This window comes from uncultured Phocaeicola sp. (genome assembly GCF_948499155.1).
GTDB classification, from domain to species: domain Bacteria; phylum Bacteroidota; class Bacteroidia; order Bacteroidales; family Bacteroidaceae; genus Phocaeicola; species Phocaeicola faecalis.
Genome location: NZ_CAOOSE010000005.1, coordinates 57317 through 75649, shown reverse-complemented (window position 1 = coordinate 75649; position 18333 = coordinate 57317). Strand labels below are relative to the sequence as shown.

At 43.6% G+C, this 18333-nt stretch carries 12 protein-coding genes and 1 pseudogene; 2 read left to right on the top strand and 11 right to left on the bottom strand.

The features are described from left to right. Position 1 precedes the first annotated feature (1 nt). A complete protein-coding gene (locus tag QYT14_RS05800; RefSeq protein WP_288325003.1) occupies positions 2-856 on the bottom strand; it encodes an ion transporter in 855 nt (284 codons plus the stop codon). Positions 857-973: 117 nt separating this feature from the next. On the opposite strand from QYT14_RS05800, the gene QYT14_RS05795 reads away from it, so the two are divergent. Together QYT14_RS05795 and QYT14_RS05790 are read left to right on the top strand one after the other, a co-directional pair. Next, on the top strand, positions 974-4066 hold the full coding sequence (locus QYT14_RS05795) for a glycoside hydrolase family 2 TIM barrel-domain containing protein (RefSeq protein ID WP_288325002.1): 3093 nt from the start codon (positions 974-976) through the stop codon (positions 4064-4066). Between the two features lie 287 nt (positions 4067-4353). Next, positions 4354-4962, top strand: a complete 609-nt coding sequence (locus tag QYT14_RS05790; protein ID WP_288325001.1) for a hypothetical protein — start codon at positions 4354-4356, stop codon at positions 4960-4962. 41 nt (positions 4963-5003) lie between these two features. On the opposite strand, the gene QYT14_RS05785 is transcribed toward QYT14_RS05790, so the two are convergent. The 10 genes and pseudogenes from QYT14_RS05785 to QYT14_RS05740 form a co-directional block, all read right to left on the bottom strand. Next, positions 5004-6248, bottom strand: a complete 1245-nt coding sequence (locus QYT14_RS05785) for a Gfo/Idh/MocA family oxidoreductase (RefSeq protein ID WP_288325000.1) — start codon at positions 6246-6248, stop codon at positions 5004-5006. A 48-nt stretch (positions 6249-6296) separates the two neighbouring features. Next, on the bottom strand, positions 6297-7277 hold the full coding sequence (locus tag QYT14_RS05780; RefSeq protein ID WP_288324998.1) for a glycoside hydrolase family 130 protein: 981 nt from the start codon (positions 7275-7277) through the stop codon (positions 6297-6299). A 90-nt stretch (positions 7278-7367) separates the two neighbouring features. After that, complete coding sequence (locus QYT14_RS05775; protein ID WP_288324997.1) at positions 7368-8069, bottom strand: hypothetical protein; 702 nt, start codon at positions 8067-8069, stop codon at positions 7368-7370. Positions 8070-8105: 36 nt separating this feature from the next. Further along, positions 8106-8378 (bottom strand): annotated as a pseudogene (locus QYT14_RS05770) (AAA family ATPase); the annotation flags it as partial. Positions 8379-8496: 118 nt separating this feature from the next. Further along, entirely contained in the window at positions 8497-9342 is an 846-nt protein-coding gene (locus tag QYT14_RS05765; RefSeq protein WP_288324995.1) for an endonuclease/exonuclease/phosphatase family protein, read from the bottom strand. Positions 9343-9498: 156 nt separating this feature from the next. Further along, the gene (locus tag QYT14_RS05760) at positions 9499-11085 is read right to left on the bottom strand and encodes a sulfatase-like hydrolase/transferase (protein WP_288324994.1); all 1587 of its coding nucleotides are present in this window, start codon (positions 11083-11085) and stop codon (positions 9499-9501) included. A gap of 120 nt (positions 11086-11205) precedes the next feature. Next, a complete protein-coding gene (locus QYT14_RS05755; protein WP_288324993.1) occupies positions 11206-13044 on the bottom strand; it encodes a RagB/SusD family nutrient uptake outer membrane protein in 1839 nt (612 codons plus the stop codon). A gap of 13 nt (positions 13045-13057) precedes the next feature. Next, the gene (locus tag QYT14_RS05750; protein ID WP_288324992.1) at positions 13058-16366 is read right to left on the bottom strand and encodes a TonB-dependent receptor; all 3309 of its coding nucleotides are present in this window, start codon (positions 16364-16366) and stop codon (positions 13058-13060) included. Positions 16367-16657: 291 nt separating this feature from the next. Next, positions 16658-17671, bottom strand: coding sequence for a FecR family protein (locus tag QYT14_RS05745; protein ID WP_288324991.1), 1014 nt, complete (start codon positions 17669-17671; stop codon positions 16658-16660). Between the two features lie 53 nt (positions 17672-17724). Next, positions 17725-18303 (bottom strand): RNA polymerase sigma-70 factor, encoded by a 579-nt coding sequence (locus QYT14_RS05740; protein ID WP_288324990.1) that lies wholly within the window; start codon positions 18301-18303, stop codon positions 17725-17727. Positions 18304-18333 lie beyond the last annotated feature (30 nt).

Here is an 18333-nt window from a genome sequence, read left to right as displayed (position 1 = left end):
TTCATTCCAGCTTTCCTCCACAATGTTTGCAAAAGACAGCCTCCTCTTCATGTCCGCCTCTCCCACAGTGCGGACATTTCAGGGCTTGTCTGCGTCTATGTTCTTTCATCATCGACGCAGATACAATGCCTGTGGGAACAGCAATGATAGTATACCCCATCAGCATCACCACAGCCGAGAGAAAACGCCCCAAAGGAGTTTCGGGAGTAATATCGCCATATCCCACAGTAGTCATGGTGACTATCGCCCAATAAATGCTGTTCGGAATATTATTGAAAGCTGTGCCGGGACGCTGTCCTTCAATCATATACATCAACGTTCCGATAGAAATAACCAATATCAGCACAAAGAGAAAAAAAACGATAATCTTGCGACTGCTATAGGTCAGTGAGCGCAACAGCAGATTGCCTTCATCCAGGAAGTTGAACAACTTGAATATGCGGAACACCCTAATCAGGCGAAAGGTGCGGATTACCAGCAGGTAGCGTGCCGTTCCAAAGAACCATCCTATATATAAAGGCAAAGTAGCCAACAAATCAATGATACCGAAAAAGCTTAAAGCATACTTGCGCGGTTGAGGAGAGCAATAAAGCCTTAACAAATATTCTACCGTAAAGAAAAAGGTAAAGACATATTCCGAGAATCGTAAGTAAGGCCCGATAACCGCCGCCCAACCTTGAATACTTTCAGCCACCACTACCAAAATACTAAGCACGATAAACCCGATAAGTGCCACATCAAACCATTTCCCTGCCGGCGTGTCACTCTCAAAGATAATCACATAGATTTTATGCTTCCATTTATCATCATGCAGCAAATGCCGCCATTTTTCCCATATACCTTTCAAAAATGCCATTACTTTTAAGAATAAGTTGCAAATTAACCACAATTATAACAAATATTGCCCGATTTATACCCATAAGAACTATAGTTTTTCACTATATTTGCACAAAACCTTTATAAATATTATAGCATGAAAAGACAACTTCTTACCGGACTATTCACCGTGTTTGCACTCGCGGCAAGCGCACAGTCCAATGAGTGGCGCAACCCGCAAGTTAATGCGGTAAACCGCGCACCGATGCACACTAACTACTTTGCTTACGAAAATGCCGATGCTGCTAAAACAGGACTGAAAGAATCATCAGCCAATTATATGACGCTAAACGGCACATGGAAGTTCAATTGGGTGAAAGATGCAGATGCACGCCCCATGGACTTCTGGAAAACAACCTTCAATGACAAAGGTTGGGACGATATTCAGGTTCCCGGCGTTTGGGAATTAAACGGTTACGGTGATCCCATTTATGTCAATGTAGGCTATGCATGGCGCAATCAGTTTAAGAACAACCCTCCCGAAGTCCCGACCGAAAACAACCACGTCGGTTCTTACCGCCGCGAAATTGCAATTCCCGCTTCATGGAGTGGAAAAGACATTATCGCTCATTTCGGTTCCGTCACTTCCAATATGTATATATGGGTAAACGGCCGTTATGTGGGATATAGCGAAGACAGCAAACTGGAAGCCGAATTCGACCTGACCCCTTATCTGAAACCGGGACAAAAGAACTTAATCGCTTTTCAAGTATTCCGCTGGTGTGACGGTACCTATCTGGAAGATCAGGACTTCTTCCGTTTCAGCGGTGTAGGACGTGACTGTTATCTATATGCACGCAACAAGAAACGCATTCAGGATATCCGCGTCACTCCCGACTTGGATGCAGAATATAAAAACGGTTCACTGGCCGTGAAACTCGACCTGAAAGGAAGCGGAACCGTCGATTTGGAATTGGTCGATGCCACCGGCAAGCAAGTAGCCACAGCTACTGCCAAAGGAAGCGGCACGGTGACCATGAACGTAGAGAATCCGAATAAATGGAGTGCCGAGACTCCTTATTTATATACTTTGCGTGCCAGCATGCAGGGAAGCAATGAAGTTATCCCCGTAAAAGTCGGTTTCCGCAAAATTGAACTGAAAGGAGGTCAAATCCTGGTCAACGGAAAAGCTGTTCTTTTCAAAGGAGCCGACCGTCATGAACTCGACCCGGACGGAGGTTATGTAGTGTCGCCCGAACGTATGCTTCAGGATATTCAAATCATGAAACAATATAATCTGAACGCTGTGCGTACCTGCCACTACCCGGACAACAACCTGTGGTACGACCTTTGTGACAAATACGGTATTTATGTAGTAGCCGAAGCAAATGTGGAATCTCACGGAATGGGCTACGGTGAAGCTACTCTGGCAAAGAACCCGTCATTCAAACAAGCACACCTGGAACGCAACCAGCGTAATGTTCAACGTGGCTTCAACCACCCCAGCATCATCTTCTGGTCATTGGGTAATGAAGCCGGAGACGGCCCCAACTTCGAAGCATGTTACAAATGGATAAAGGCAGAAGATCCCAGCCGTGCCTGCCAATACGAACAAGCCGGTCTGAAAGACCATACCGACATCTTCTGCCCGATGTATTACGGCTATGAAGGTATGGAAAAATACGGTCAGCGTACCGATACTACCAAACCGCTTATCCAATGTGAATATGCCCACGCCATGGGTAACTCTCAAGGCGGATTCAAAGAATACTGGGACCTCATCCGCAAATATCCGAACCTGCAAGGTGGCTTCATCTGGGACTTCGTCGACCAGTCCGTTCGCTGGAAAGGCAAGAACGGAGTTGAAATCTATGCTTACGGTGGCGACTTCAACCGCTTCGATGCATCCGACAACAACTTCTGCGACAATGGTTTAATCAGTCCCGACCGCAACCCTAATCCACACATGCACGAAGTAGGCTATTTCTATCAGAACATCTGGACTACTCCTGCCGACCTGAGCAAAGGGGAAGTTAACGTCTACAATGAAAACTTCTTCCGCGACCTTTCTGCTTACTATATGGAATGGGAAGTGCTGAAAGGCGGAAAAGTAATCCGTTCGGGACGTGTGGACAATCTCAATGTCGCTCCGCAACAGACCGCCAAAATTAAACTTGACTTAGGCAAGACTTGCCAGTGCACAGAATGGCTGTTGAACGTATCCTACAAACTGAAGAACCGCGAAGGCTTATTGGCTGCCGGTCATACAGTTGCCAAAGACCAGCTTACTCTGAATCCCTACAAGGCTCCGGCCATGGACTTGAAGAATGTAGAAACAACCAATGTGGCTATCGTTACTCCTCAAATCATCGACAACCAGCAGAACTACCTGATAGTAAAAGGTGAAAACTTCACCATCGAGTTCAATAAAAGAAACGGTTACTTGAGCAAATACGATGTTAATGGTCTGGAAATGATTAAAGAAGGCGCTGCGCTGACTCCCAACTTCTGGCGTGCTCCTACCGACAATGATTTCGGTGCCGGCCTGCAACACCGCTTTGGCGCATGGAAGAATCCGGGGTTGAAACTTGTCCGTCTGGCTTCCACTACTGTAGACAATCAAGTACAGATAACAGCCGAATACGACATGAAAGCCGTTTCTGCCAAACTCTATCTGGATTATGTCATCAACAACCAAGGTGCCATTAAAATCACCCAAAAGATGACAGCCGACAAAAATGCCAAGGTATCTCCGATGTTCCGCTTCGGTATGCAGATGCAAATGCCGAAGAACTTCAATACCATTGAGTTCTACGGACGCGGCCCGGTTGAAAACTACAGCGACCGTAACCATAGCACAGATTTAGGTATCTATCGCCAGAGTGTAGACGAACAATTCTACTCCTACATCCGTCCACAGGAAACCGGTAACAAGACCGACATCCGTTGGTGGAAACAGTTGAATGCCGGCGGTAATGGCGTGAAGATTGTAGCCGAAGCTCCTTTCTCTGCCTCTGCATTGCATTACACCATCGAATCATTGGATGACGGCGCACAGAAAGACCAGCGTCACTCACCCGAAGTGAAGAAGGCCAACCTCACCAACTTGTGCATCGACAAGGCACAAATGGGATTGGGTTGCGTCAACAGTTGGGGAACGATTGCGTTGCCTAAATATCAATTGCCTTACGGAGACTATGAATTTACGTTCATCCTCTCTCCTGTAAAGCATAGTGTGGGCATGGAATAAAAAGATAACTCAAAGCATTGAATAAGGACAGCCGGATTTATCTTTCGGCTGTTCTTATTTAATCTTATCCACTTGCTTCGCTCTATCTTTTTCTTTATAATTGCAAAATACTTAAGCTATCATTATGAAAGAACACAGTCATATCTTCTTTTTACATCCTTAGTATAAGCTAATATAGAAGCATTGGCTATTGGTGAGCGGACTCCGTTACACCGTTTCTGCCACCGCAGCTTATAGACCAGAACATGGCTGGCATTAAAATATTAATTATCATATCATAGACACTCATGAACAAGCAATCTGCTATCTTCTACTCCTTACTGTTCCTGTTATGTTGCTCCTTCACCAAGCAACATAATGAGGAATGGAAAGAAATTAGCAATAAGTTCTACTCCATAACCTTGCCTTGCCATTGGAGCACAAAGAATGAAAAAGGCAACGGCATCATACCGGAAGAGCGAGACGCCCGGTCTATCGGTTGTCATCTCTATTATCTGATATGGGAAACTCCATTGATTAATTTCCGGGAAGACTTACCGAATCATGTATTGTGTTTCATTGAAAGCTATCAGAAAACAGATAAGGCATCCCCTATTACTTTAAAAGAAGTAGAAGAATTGGAAATGAAAAAGATTTCCGGTCCTATCCGGCTCTGCAGCAAAACGAAAATCAAATCCGATAAGAATCAAGAAAGGTTTGTCATTGTGCAAGAGAGCCAAGAATATGATAAGACATGGAATACATATCGTGTTTACTATTTATTACAGCAAGATGACGATATAGTACATTGTGTAACCATAAGGCTGAGAGAGAATTATGCCAAAAAGAATCCGGCGAAAATCGAAGAGATAAAACGGATTCTTGACTCTTTTACCATAAAAACAAAGCAAATATGAAGAACCGCCACATTATATTAATCGTTCTACTGTCAAGAACATCACTTGTCTCCTTCCCAATTTCCCCGTGTAAAATCCGGTATCTCTACCGGAACACTGCCTTGCCGCACCGAAAGTTCGCTCAACTCCGTGATGCACGACCATTCGGCTGCATCATACACATCCTGATCTAAAGGCAGACCATTGCGCAGGCAATGCACCAGACGATAATCCATGATATAGTTCATCTCGTTCGGCATCTCTTTCCGCTTTGCCTCCTCACCGATGGTAGCAGTGAACGGATGCTTATAACGTTCCATTACTTTCTCAAATTCCTCTCCTGCCAAGGGCTCCTTACCATACTCATCCAGCAGGATGCAAGGCATGGGATATTTCTGCATGAAGCCTTTTGTGCCGCACACAGTCTGATGCCGGCTGTATGGGCGCGGAGTCGTCACATCATATTGCAATACGATAGTACGCCCTTTGACCGTCCGAATCAATGTCGTATTCACATCTCCCATCAGATAAGGTTGTGCAGCCTCGGCGGAATGCATGCCAAACTGCCTGCGGGCATAAGCCGACAGCCCCGCTTCACGCGATGACATGGATACAAGATACTCCATGCGGTCCCCCCGATGAATGTCCATCCATTGGCAGATAGGGCCCAGCCCGTGAGTGGGATACGGATTTCCGGTATGCTGCTGGCTATAAAGCTTTATCCAATTATTATGATAGCCGCCTTCCGTTTCATCGGCAAAATAATGACGGCGGAGATCATGGATATATGCTCCTTCGGCGTGGGTTATCTCGCCCAATGCACCTTGTTGCACCATGTTCAGAGTAGTCAAGGCAAAAGCATCATAACAACAGTTCTCCAACATCATGCAGTGCCGGCGTGTCTGCTCGGCGGTATCCACCAAGCGCCAGCAGTCCGCCACACTCATGGCGGCAGGCACCTCAAGGGCGGCATGGCGTCCCTGCTGCATGGCATATACCGCAATATCGGTATGTGTCAGCCAATCCGTACAAATATAAACCAAGTCAATATCCGCACGTCCGCACAATTGTCTCCATCCCCCTTCTTCGCCATAAGCAACAGCCGCAGGGCGGTTAAAACGACTGAGCAACGCAGTGGCACGCTCTATATTCTGAGGGCGTAAATCGCATATCGCCTTTACCTCCACACCCTCCAGATGCATATATCGTTCAAGAGCCAAAATCCCCCTATTACCCAGCCCCACAAAGCCAATGCGGAGGACAGGTATAGGAGGACATGTCAAATGAAGTACGTTCCGGTTCATCATAATGAAATCTTTGCTTGTTTCTTTATGCCGCAAAGATAATCATTTGAGTTAAATGATGGAAGTACGTTTCGTAAATTCTATAATTTCAGGCACATAACCGAAGGCAAGTCCTGTCACGGTATCGGCACAGCCATAATAAATGGCGATGCGTCCTGTCTCTTCGTCGTGCAGTGCAGCACAAGGGAAGCACACATTGGGCACGTCGCCCATGCATTCGTAAGGAGTACGCGGCGAAAGCAGATAGGCTCCCGAACGGTATTTCACTTTCCACGGTTCGTCCAAATCGAGTAATGCCGAGCCGAAAGCATATACATAACCGTTGCACGAGCGGAGCACTCCGTGATAAATCAGCAGCCAGCCTTCCGGTGTTTCGATAGGAATAGGCCCTGCACCAATTTTCAGGCACTGCCATGCACTCACTTCAAAAGGAGCCGGACTCATCACCAGCCGATGCCGTCCCCAGAACTCCATGTCGGGTGATTCACTGTAATAAATATCTCCAAACGGAGTATGTCCGTTATCGCTCGGGCGGCTCAACATGGCATAACGGCCGTTTATCTTGCGCGGAAACATCACTCCGTTGCGATTGAATGGCAGGAAAGCATTCTCCAACTGATGGAACGTCTTGAAGTCCTTTGTCCACGCCACACCGATAGTAGGCTGACCTTTGTAACCGTTGCACCAGGTGACATAATAACGGTCTTCTATAAAACAAACACGCGGGTCGTAACCGTACACCCATTCGCCCACTTCCGCATTGTCGCACTCAAACTTCAAAGGTTCGGGATTGATATCCCAATGAACGGCATCTTTGCTGAAGCCCACATGCAGACGCATGCGCCGATTCGTGTCATCGCAACGGAACACTCCGGCATAACTGTCACCGAAAGGCACCACAGCACTGTTGAATATACTATTGGAAGTAGGAAGCAAATCGCGCGGAATGATAGGATTGGCAGAGTAGCGCCACACCACTTCTTTCGAACCGGCCGGACGATCTTCCCAAGGCATGTTAGATAAGTTGCTCATAAACGTATTTTTTGATTTGGTTTTTAATGAATACAAAAATACACATTATAACAACAGGAACAACGTTTTGAGGGAAAACACTTCACCCTTCTACTTTACTTTTCTCACATTCAGATAGTAAAGAAGCGATTCTTTCACTCTCTCGTCCGAAGTCACAACCAGGAATTCTCTTCCTCTACCATATAAGAAACAATAATCCTTATAAAGGGCTATGCCTGCCAGCTCCTCCCAAGCAATCTCTTTCTTCTGCTCCGCCCTGTCATATACCAGTCCTTCAGGAGTCATTTCAACCCAAGTATGCCCAGCAACGGATTTCCTGTAAATCTTGTTCAGCCGTATGGGAAGCATAATCAATATATAAAAGAGACACAGGAACAAAATCAGTAGAGGAGTAAACAAACTTTGCCCTTCGGGAGCAATATAGTATCCCGTACACAATGCAATACACAGATAGATGACAAACAATAAGGAAAAACTAAAATGACGAATATCCCATAATTTATAAAGTGCATATTTCTTCAGGCTAATATCGTAATCACAAACGACAACACCGGGAGAACGTGTCAGTCTACTCTTCGGAATCCGAAAGATACGCAACAACTGAATTCCCCGTTTCACTCCGTAAGCAAACAGCAAACTCATCACACCAAGATTTATCAACAGCCACCACCATAACCGTTCATTTGCCAACTCCGGTTGCCCCGTCAGCACCATTACGACCCATGTGATGCCCATTATACACAACAGGAGACCACACATCACAGTTAAAATCCAGCCTTTTATCTTCATCATAGCTCCTTATTTTAAGTTTACGATAAGAAGACGTCCCTGAAACGAATTCTTCAACGGAGTGGGATTCCGCTGAATCCAAAGTCCGTCAAACAGTGTATTGAAACGGTCTGCCTTGGCAATGTCATAATAGGCTTCCATCATGCTGACGAACATGCTCTTACCAAAACGACGAGGACGAATCAGAAACAAATACTTACTCGTAGCTTCCAACAACGGCAGATACATTGTCTTGTCCACATAATAGAAATTTTCATTCCTCACTTCCTCAAACCGAGCCACACCGTAAGGCAATCCTTTTACTTTTTCCATGATACATCTTTTTAGGCATCCTTTATCACACAAAGATAGAAACTCTTCCTCAAGTTTCCTAATTCCTTCTGTTAGAATTATCCAATCGTATCCGGGACAAAGATTATATGGAGTACAGCTAAAATTCCAAATCAGCCACTTGAGGATTGTGGTCGGACAACAGAGCATCGGGGACTTCCGCCGGAATATCGCATCCCTTCACTCTTATCTGCGGAGTGACAAATATAAAATCAATCTTCTCACAATCCTTTGCCGGAATGCGGGCAAAGTCATGGAACGTATAATCCACACCGGTCACACGGTCGGCTATCTTATAAGCATCCTTCATGGCAAACTCATTCGTAGTAATGGTTGCATACGCATTGCTTGCATCCGTCACATTGAAATCACCTGTCACGACAGCCGGACGCCCGCCTACTATTTCCTTAATCTTTCTGATAATGAGCAACGCACTTTGACGACGCGCTTCTTCACCGATATGGTCGAAATGGGTATTTACTGCCATAAATATCTTTCCGGTGGATTTCTCTCTGAATTTAGCCCATGTAGCAATACGCACACAAACAGCATCCCACCCCATCATACCTACACTGTCCGGATTCTCAGCCAGCCAAAAAGTATTTGAATCCAACACCTCGTATTTATCTTTCCGATAGAATAAAGGAGCATACTCTCCCGCAGTCCTGCCATCATCACGGCCGACACCGATACCGTCGTACTCAGGCAGTCCGGCACGCAAATCGAGGAACTGGTTGTGTAATACTTCCTGCATACCGAGGATATCTATTTTCTGTTCTTGAATGAATTTGCATACGCGTGCTTTGCGATACTGCCAGTTGTTCAAGCTATCCTGCGGATTATCATAGCGAACATTGAATGTAGCCCAACGAATGTCTGTCGTTTTTTCTTTCATACAGCCCGCCAACGACAAAAGGGCTATTGCAAGAAATAAAATGTGTTTCATACTGCCTCTATCTAAAGTTTCATTTAAAGGATTTGCAAAAGTAGTAATAGTTTTGATAATATTCCTGTTGAAAGGCTGTTTGATTGATCTATCCAACAACAAAAAAAGAGAAGTCATCCCAAAAAACCGAATAACTCCTCTTAGCTATGGAATCGCTTACCCCGCTTTATTCACTCCATTCTGCAGCGTACCACCACATTCTTTTAACAATATTCTTTTCAACTCATGCACTTTATCCAAATGAGTACTTGAAAGGTCATTTAATTCTTGCGGATCATCCGGTAAGAAAAAGAGTTCTATTTCATTCCGAGACAAATAATAACGAAGCTTCCAGCCGTCTGCTGTTACAATACCCGGTCCTGTATTCGACCCGAACACAATATACGGATGAATATTCCCTGTTTCTCCCTTCAGTAATTGGGATAAGAACGAACGTCCATCCTTTTGTTGCATTTCCAAACAAAGTTCCAACCATTCCACCATGGTAGGCAAAAAATCATAATTGGCAACTAAAGCATCACTTACTTTTCCAGCAGGAACAATACCGGGACCATAAAACACAAGCGGTATACGAACTCCTCCTTCCAAATTGCTACGTTTCAACCCTGCCATGCCGGCATTACCATTGAAAATATCTCCACTAACAGAACTACGGTACTTGTCTGTATAATTATTAAACAACTGTCCTGTCTGTAAGTTACGGTAAGGTTTCTCACACCGTCCTTTCTGTGAGTAATAAATTTCATGCCCGTTATCAGCAGAGAATACAATAACAGTACAATCTGCAATTCCCAACCGTTCCAACTCGGCAAGGATAACACCCACATTATCATCCAGCAGTTTTACCATTGAAGCATATTCACGTTCTATAGGAGTCAATGACGGATTAGCAGCCACTTCGGGATGAATGGCAGGGATAGCCACTGGACCATGAGGCAATTGAGTAGGATGATATAGAAAAAAAGGTTCATCACGATGTTCACGTAAAAAAGCAAGTATCTTCTCCAAAAACAAATCCTGAGAATAGACCTCCTTTCCTATCCGGTTCCGTCGTTCTGCTAATGTTTCAGCAGTTTCATTCTCTATACTTTTCCCTCCATTAGTTAATGTGTTTCCACTGATAGGAACAATATGCCCATTATCAAACAGAAAAGGAGGATAAAACCCATGACAACGTGCATGATCCAAATAACCATAATAATAATCCCAACCGTGATCTCGCATCTGCTTACGCGTAGCAGTGAAGCCCCATTCCAATTTGCCTATTTGAGCTGTAGTGTATCCGGCCTTCTTAAATATCTGGGGTAAATAAAAATCCCCCTCCGGCAGACGGACATCTTCTGCATTTATTTCTTTTTCCATTTTAGCAATACTAGCGGTATCAGACAAAGAAACTGAAAAAGCAGCACCTCTAGAAATATTCCACTTATCTGTGCCATGACAATCATGGTACCCTGTAAGTAACGAAGCACGCGCCGGGGCAGAAAGCATACAGCCATAAGCACGACTGAAAGAAGTGCCATGCTGTATCAACCGATCAATATTAGGGGTCGTGAATTGCTGTTGCCCATAAGCAGACAACATACCCATCCCCATATCATCAGCATAAATATAAATAATATTAGGATGTGTGAACGAATCAGAGGAAGAAGATGTTACTGCATGGACAGCCGACAATGGAAACATAGTCAACCCTAGAGCGAATGCTGTACATATGATATTGGGCTTTATTATTCGATACATAAAAAATTATAATATTTAGATAACGACTATTTTATTTTCTCAAAAGAATAGGTTCACAAGAAAAGATTACCAGAGAGTCCTAATTATTAGAAAGTTCTCCGGTAATTTTCCCAATTTAGATTACCATCCCGGATTCTGTTTTAATTGTTCATTCAAAACCAATTGTGTCACAGGTATCGGATAAAGGTAATAATGTTCCTTCCATCCTTTGCCTTGACTAAGCGGCGCATCAAGTTTATAGCAACGCCCCGCATCAGGTCCGGTCATCATCCATTTCATGGAAGTAGGCATTTCCGTGCGGAATTGCTCACTCATACGCACTCCCAAGGGTTGAGGATTAATAAACCAATCTGCCGTCTTCCAACGACGGATATCATGAAAGCCAAATCCTTCGCCCATCAATTCCACCATTCTTTCACGCCGGATTTCCCATAACACCGGTGGCACACGAGGATCACGAGCAGGATCAAAAGTCTCTGTAATGCTACTTACAGTCATAGCGGGCATATCTACGCGCTGCCGCAAACGATTAATGGTAAGATCGGCTACAGATTGATCAAAGTTCCCTTGCTCAAACATAGCCTCAGCATAATTAAGCATCACTTCTTCAATATGAAATATAGGTGAATCAGTGGTCGAAAACTCAGCACCGCCGGTTACATTCGTTTCCACATTATAAAACATATATACATAATATCCTGTATTATTGGACATAGGAGCTAAAGAACCTGCGGCTCCCTTGATATGCGGCATACGATCTATAGTAAACGGTTGCCAAGACCATACAGGGAAAGGACGATTCCCTGTCTTATCCAGTTCATTCATCAAATCCAAATATTCACGATCTTTCGGATCATCCGTATATTCCCATTGCACATTTCCACCCGGTAACCGTTGTACACGATAAGGCGGAATAACCCGATAAAGTAAACGACGGTCACGGTGACGGAATTCATCAGCCATAGTCGATTGTGAACCGGCTCCTTCATACCGAGGACTAACAGATGTAGGCAATCCGTCATCACACAAATAGCGTTCTGCAGTACGGGCATGCATCTCAACCTGTTGCCCTCCCCCTCGTTCGTGACGTGAAAACGGTTGCATAATCACATTTTCCCTGTATTCCTTAAACAGAATGACACCGGGATAGCCTTGCAAATCTTCCGTGCTCCATAAATGCTGATAGTTTTCCCCTATCTGAGGATAATCTTTTATCAACAATTCACTTACCCGTATACACTCATCCAAATAAGTTTTCTCACCTCCTAAACCATGGTATTTACGCCAAGTACCTTCAAATAACGAGAAACGTGAAAGTAAAGCTCGCACAGCATCCCGCCCAATGGTGTTATCTCCTTCACCGTTCAATTTGATATGTTCTTCAGCCCATTTCAAGTCTGTAAGTATATGATTTGCCACTTCGTCACGAGAAGTACGAGAACCGTAAATAATTTCTGATTCATTTTCGCCCAATACATGGTCTATCCAGGGTACATCACCAAACCGCGACATCAACTCCATATAACGATAAGAACGAAAGAAAAGACCTACAGCACGCCAATGGTCTTTATCCCCTTGGCTCATGGCAGATGCATCAATATTATCGAGTAACGTGTTCACCTTACGGATATATGAGAAATCCCATCCTCCCGGAGCTGTTTCAGGGCTAACAGTCTGCCACGCCCAACGGTTGGTTCCATTAGAATTATACAGATAATTAGCTTCCACATCTCCCTGATAAAGTGCTCCGGCATCCTTAATACGTTGCAAATGGTTATCATCAGAAAAAACAGAATAAAGCGACCAACCGTAAGTTTGGAAGTTTTCATAAGTTACAAAAGCTGTTTTATCCGTCAATTTGTCAACAGGAGCCTTGTCAAGAAAACCGTCATTGCATCCCGCTTGCATCACAGTCAATAGCGAGAGGCATCCAATATATAGATATTTTTTTGTAGTCATAATGAATGTCTTTTTAAAGATTGATACTAACGCCAAATGAATAAGTAGCCGTCATAGGATATTGCCAACTCAAAGCTTCTGGGTCTATTCCCGACAGCAGACTGGAAATGGTAAATAGATTTTCACCGCTAAAAAATACCTTAGCACCGGTAAGCGACATCTTTTGACAGAGAGACTTTGGCAGATTATAACCCAAAGTAATATTTTTCATACGCAGATAAGCGGCATTAGACAGAAACTTAGTCTGTGTCCATTGATTTACGCTATGGGCGTATTGTGCGTTTTGATAGATTCGTCCATAATAAGCATTTGGATTCTCGGGAGTCCAATAATCCATTTGATGGGAAAGGAACGTCGAAAAGGTTCCGGCATGAGGGAACATAATCTCACCACCTATCCATGCATCACGTTTCGCCACCCCCTGCATCAGGAAAGAAAAATCAATGCCTCTCCAGCTTACAAATCCGTTTATACCGAAATTGTAACGTGCAGCATTATTGCCTATAATCTTCAAATCACCCGGATTATCCAATGTAGCATCGCCGCGGTCTATACGGTTTGTACTATTCTCACTGTCACGCAAATTCATATATTTAATATCACCCGGATGCTGGATAGCCACTCCGTTAATGTTTACCACACCATCCTTCAAAGTTCCGTCTGTATTGAAATCATCATCGGTATAAAATCCGTCTGTCACATATCCCCAAATGGTTCCTATTTCATAACCTTTATAATATTGATTGACTTCCTGACCATTCTTCGTGGTAAAAAGGGAATAAGTATCATTATTAAAGCGAGTGATTTTAGTACGAGAATCATATAAGTTAAATCCGATACCATAATTCCAGTCACGTATCTGGTCACGCCATGAAATACTAAGTTCCCAACCGTTGGTACGCAGGTCGGCTGCATTCTGTAAAGGTGCCGCCGCCCCTGCTACCGCAGGAAAATCCATTCCTGGAGCCAACATTCCTTTCGTATCTCGACGATACCAGTCGAATGTACCACTTAAACGATTACCCAGCAGTGAAAAGTCTATTCCAACATCAATAGTTTCCACTTTTTCCCATGTATAGTTGGCACGTACCAGTCCCGGTGCAGTCAAGGTCGTAGGTACTTTCCCATTATAAATCCATTTGGCATCTTCAGGATTCATTACAGAATAAAATCCATAATTATCTATGGCCTGATTGCCAAGTTGTCCCCATGAGCCACGTAACTTTAGGGATGAAAGTACTTCTCGCAACGGAGTCATAAATGCTTCTTCTGCAATGTTCCACCCGATGGATACAGAAGGGAAGAAACCGAAGCGATTCTTTTTCGGGAATTTAGAGGAACCATCATAACGTCCATTGGTTTCAATCAGATAGCGGTCTTTATAATTATAATTAATACGATAGAATGCCCCTCGCAATGCATACTCATCATAACTGTCCGAAGTTTCCACAACACCTGTACCACCGGCTAATGAAGGAAGATCATTACTAATCATGTTGAAGTTCTTAGACCATTGACGTTCAAAATTGCGTGAATCCTGATTAAACCCTCCCATCAACGTAAAGTTGTGTTCCTTATTAATATCAAATTTATAGGTGGCATAAAGATTCAGTGAATTATAAGAAACAAACCGGCGATCCATATAAAACTCATTCTTCGGATCAGATGGATTCAGTGCATCTTGTAATCCTTGATGGAGCACGAAGTAATTATTATATTTTCGATTCCGGTTTACTGTATAATCATAAGTATACTCCAATACAGCCTCCAATCCCTTCAAAGGCTTCAGAACCGTACGTGAAAACAAACGTGTATTACGATTATTCCAAGTCTGTTCACTTGCCTGATTGATGGCATTTTCAGGAGTCTGTACCAAGCAGTCAACTCCTTCATAAGGCAAGGTGCCAATAGGATGATAACTGGGACGATTCAAGTGCCAAAACTGCTGATGCCAGCCCGCATTGGGGAAAGAGCGTGTTCCATTGGCAAACTTGACGTCAAGCGAAGTAGTAAGCCACTTCGTTATGTCGGCACTGATATAAGATGATGCATTGACACGCCGATAACCGTCTTTATCGGTAATCAGAATACCGTCCTCATTCGTATACCCCAATGCCATACGGTAATTTATTTTTTCGCTGCCCCCGGTAGCAGACACGTTATGAGTCTGTTTAAATCCGGTTTCCAGCATATCACCGATAACATCCGTCTGACGCAGAAAATATTTTGTTCCATCAATGTCTGTCCATCCATCCGGATATTTGGAAGGGCTATTTTGGTATTCTTCCAGTAATCCGAGCCAAGTATCAATATTCTGCCCCGTCCAATAGGCCGAATATCCCATATCCTTCAAGCCCTTTACCGTCTGCATGGGTGAAGCCGCACGCGGACGGTCGGTCACTTTAGAAAAGGCAAAGTTGGCACTATAATTGATGGAAAGTCGGTCATTGCGTTTCCCCTGCTTGGTCGTAATCAAAATAACACCAAATGCTGCACGTGCTCCATAAATGGCTGCTGAGGCAGCATCCTTCAGTACCGATACACTTTCAATGTCTTCCGGATTAATCAGATTGATATTATCCGTCACCACATTATCCACTAGGATAAGAGGACTTCCATCACCATTAATGGAAGCCATGCCGCGTACATTGATTTTCTTACCAACTCCCGGTTGAAGTCCGCCGTTGTCTCCATCCGTTGAAAAGGTCAGTCCCGGAACAGCCCCTTGCAAAGCAGTAGTAATATTTGTAACCGGACGTTCTCCCAGCACTTTATCCATACTTACTGCAGTAACCGCCCCTGTCAGGTTCACCTTTTTTTGCGACCCAAAACCAACAACGACTACCTCATCCAATGTCTTTGAATCTTCTGCCAGCACCACATTCACCGTGCTCTTCCCCTTCACGGCAACTTCCTTCGGAATATATCCAATAAAAGAGATGTACAGTATGGCATCCTCAGAGACCTCCAATGCAAACTTTCCGTCTACATCCGTAATGGTACCCTGCGCTTCATTACCTTTTACCACTACATTAGCACCAATAACAGGTTCCCCGGTTGCATCGCGTACAACTCCCGTCACTTTTCGTCCTAACTGCTGTAAGACATCCGTTCCGGGCGTCAAGATGACATGATTCCCATCAATCTCATACTTTACTGAAGTACCTTTAAACAGTTCTTCCAATACGACACTTATCGGACGGTCCTTAACTTTCACTGTCACCAGCCTGTCCACATCAATCAGTTTACTGTTATACACCAGATAAAATCCCGATTGGCGTTCAATTGCATTCAAGACCTTCTCTACACTACTTTGTTTCATATCTAAAGAAACATTCTGCAATGTTTGCGAAAAAACATTGCCAGCCTTCAGGTTAAGAAAGACTGCAAAAAGTAAAATAAGTGTCACTCTCATAGCTAAAGGAATTTTGTGCCCTAACCGTCCGGTAAACGGTTTTCGGCAGCATGTCATTAAAGTTAATTCCATTCTTTCCAAATTTAAAGTTAACAATAGGTTTATTAATAGTTTCGCATAATAGACGAATGAGACATTAATGCACCCTATGGAAAAAATGAACTTTTTTTAATTTATATCGAAAGCCTTTCCCTATAATTATTCAAGTTTCAGAATCACCTTACGACGACGATAGGTATAGTCATCTTGCTTTTCCGGTTCCATGATCTTGAAATGCATCGGAGCCGTACGTTCAAGTATAGAAAATATTTCGGTCAGATTCTCATTGACAAAAGTTGCAGAAAACTCGTAATGATCGGTATGCTGTCCAGTCACAACGAAATCCACATTAAAATGGCGAGAAAGCTTATGCAATATTTCGTCCAGACTTGCCCGCCGGAATATCAACTTTCCTTCACGCCACCCTGTCTCCTCCGCCAAATCGCAAGAAGTGACATTTAAAGTATTTTTTGCTTTATGTAATATAGCCTGTTCACCCACCTTTAATTCGGTTAATGCTTTATCCCCCATCCATATTTCCACATGCCCTTGAGCCAAAGTTGCTTCTGTCACCGGATCGGTGTCATAAGCCGAGACATTAAATTCCGTTCCATAAGCGCTGACAGTCATACCATCGGGGGTAGAAACATCAAAACGATGTTTCTTATCAGCCTTTACCTTAAAGTAAGCCTCCCCTGCCAAGGCCACTTTCCTTTCGGCTGTAGAGAATTCACGCGGATAACGTAGAGTTGATGAAGAATTAAGCCATACCACCGTACTGTCCGGCAAAACAAGTTTGGAAACAGTTCCGCGCACCGATGTCACTTCCACCCATCCAGCTATATGTGGCATTTTTTCCTCCTCTTCCCATAAAAAGAAAAGAGAAACGAGCAGTGGCAATAACAAAATGGCAGCAGCATTACGCACCACTTTCCAAGCCTTGGACAGCCATTGTTCCCAACGTATCCGTTTCTCCAGTTGATCCCAATTTTGCCGAGTCCGAAACTGCGATTGCTCGCTTAGCAAAGCACTTTGTTGATAAATAAACCGATAGTCATCTAATTCCTTCCGGAGTTCTTCAGATTGAGCACATTCCCTCTCAAAAACCTTTTCTTCCTCCAATGACAGCTTTCCATTCAGATAAGCCACTATTTTATCTTCTTTTGTTTCCATATATTCTTAATTCTTAGGTTATATAGACGAATTAAAAAGAATTTACCCTATCATCAAGGCTCTAAAAATAGTAAAAGAAGAGGAAGAAAGTCTTTTAGCTCGCTTCTCAACAACTTCAAGGCCCGGCTGATATGCGCCTCCACCGTCTTTACTGAAATTCCACATTCTTCTGCTATTACAAGATAGGTCTTACCGTCAAAACGATTCATCTCGAAAGTATGACGTACATTTTCAGGTAATTTGGCCAATGCCATATTTAGGTGTTCTTCCAGTTCGGAAACAGCATACAGTATAGTTGTGTCTTCTTCATTTGAAACTCCACTCACAAATTGTTTTTCCTGATAAGCCGTTTCCAACTCCCTCCTTCTTACCCAGTCTATACAAGCATTGCGCACACTGGTCACTAAAAAATTCCGTGCAGAAGTGGTAATGGTTATCTGATGGCGATTCTTCCACAACTGAAAAAAAACCCCTTGTACAATGTCCTCACATACCTCCTTTTGTTCCACATACCTTTTTGCAAAAAGACACAGGGGAGCAAAGAAATCGAAAAACAATTTCTTGTATGCCGTAACATCATCCCTTGTGAGTATGCGGATAAATAGCAGGTCTATATCGTTATAGTTTTGCATGACTAAACAAAAACTATAAAGTTATGGTTC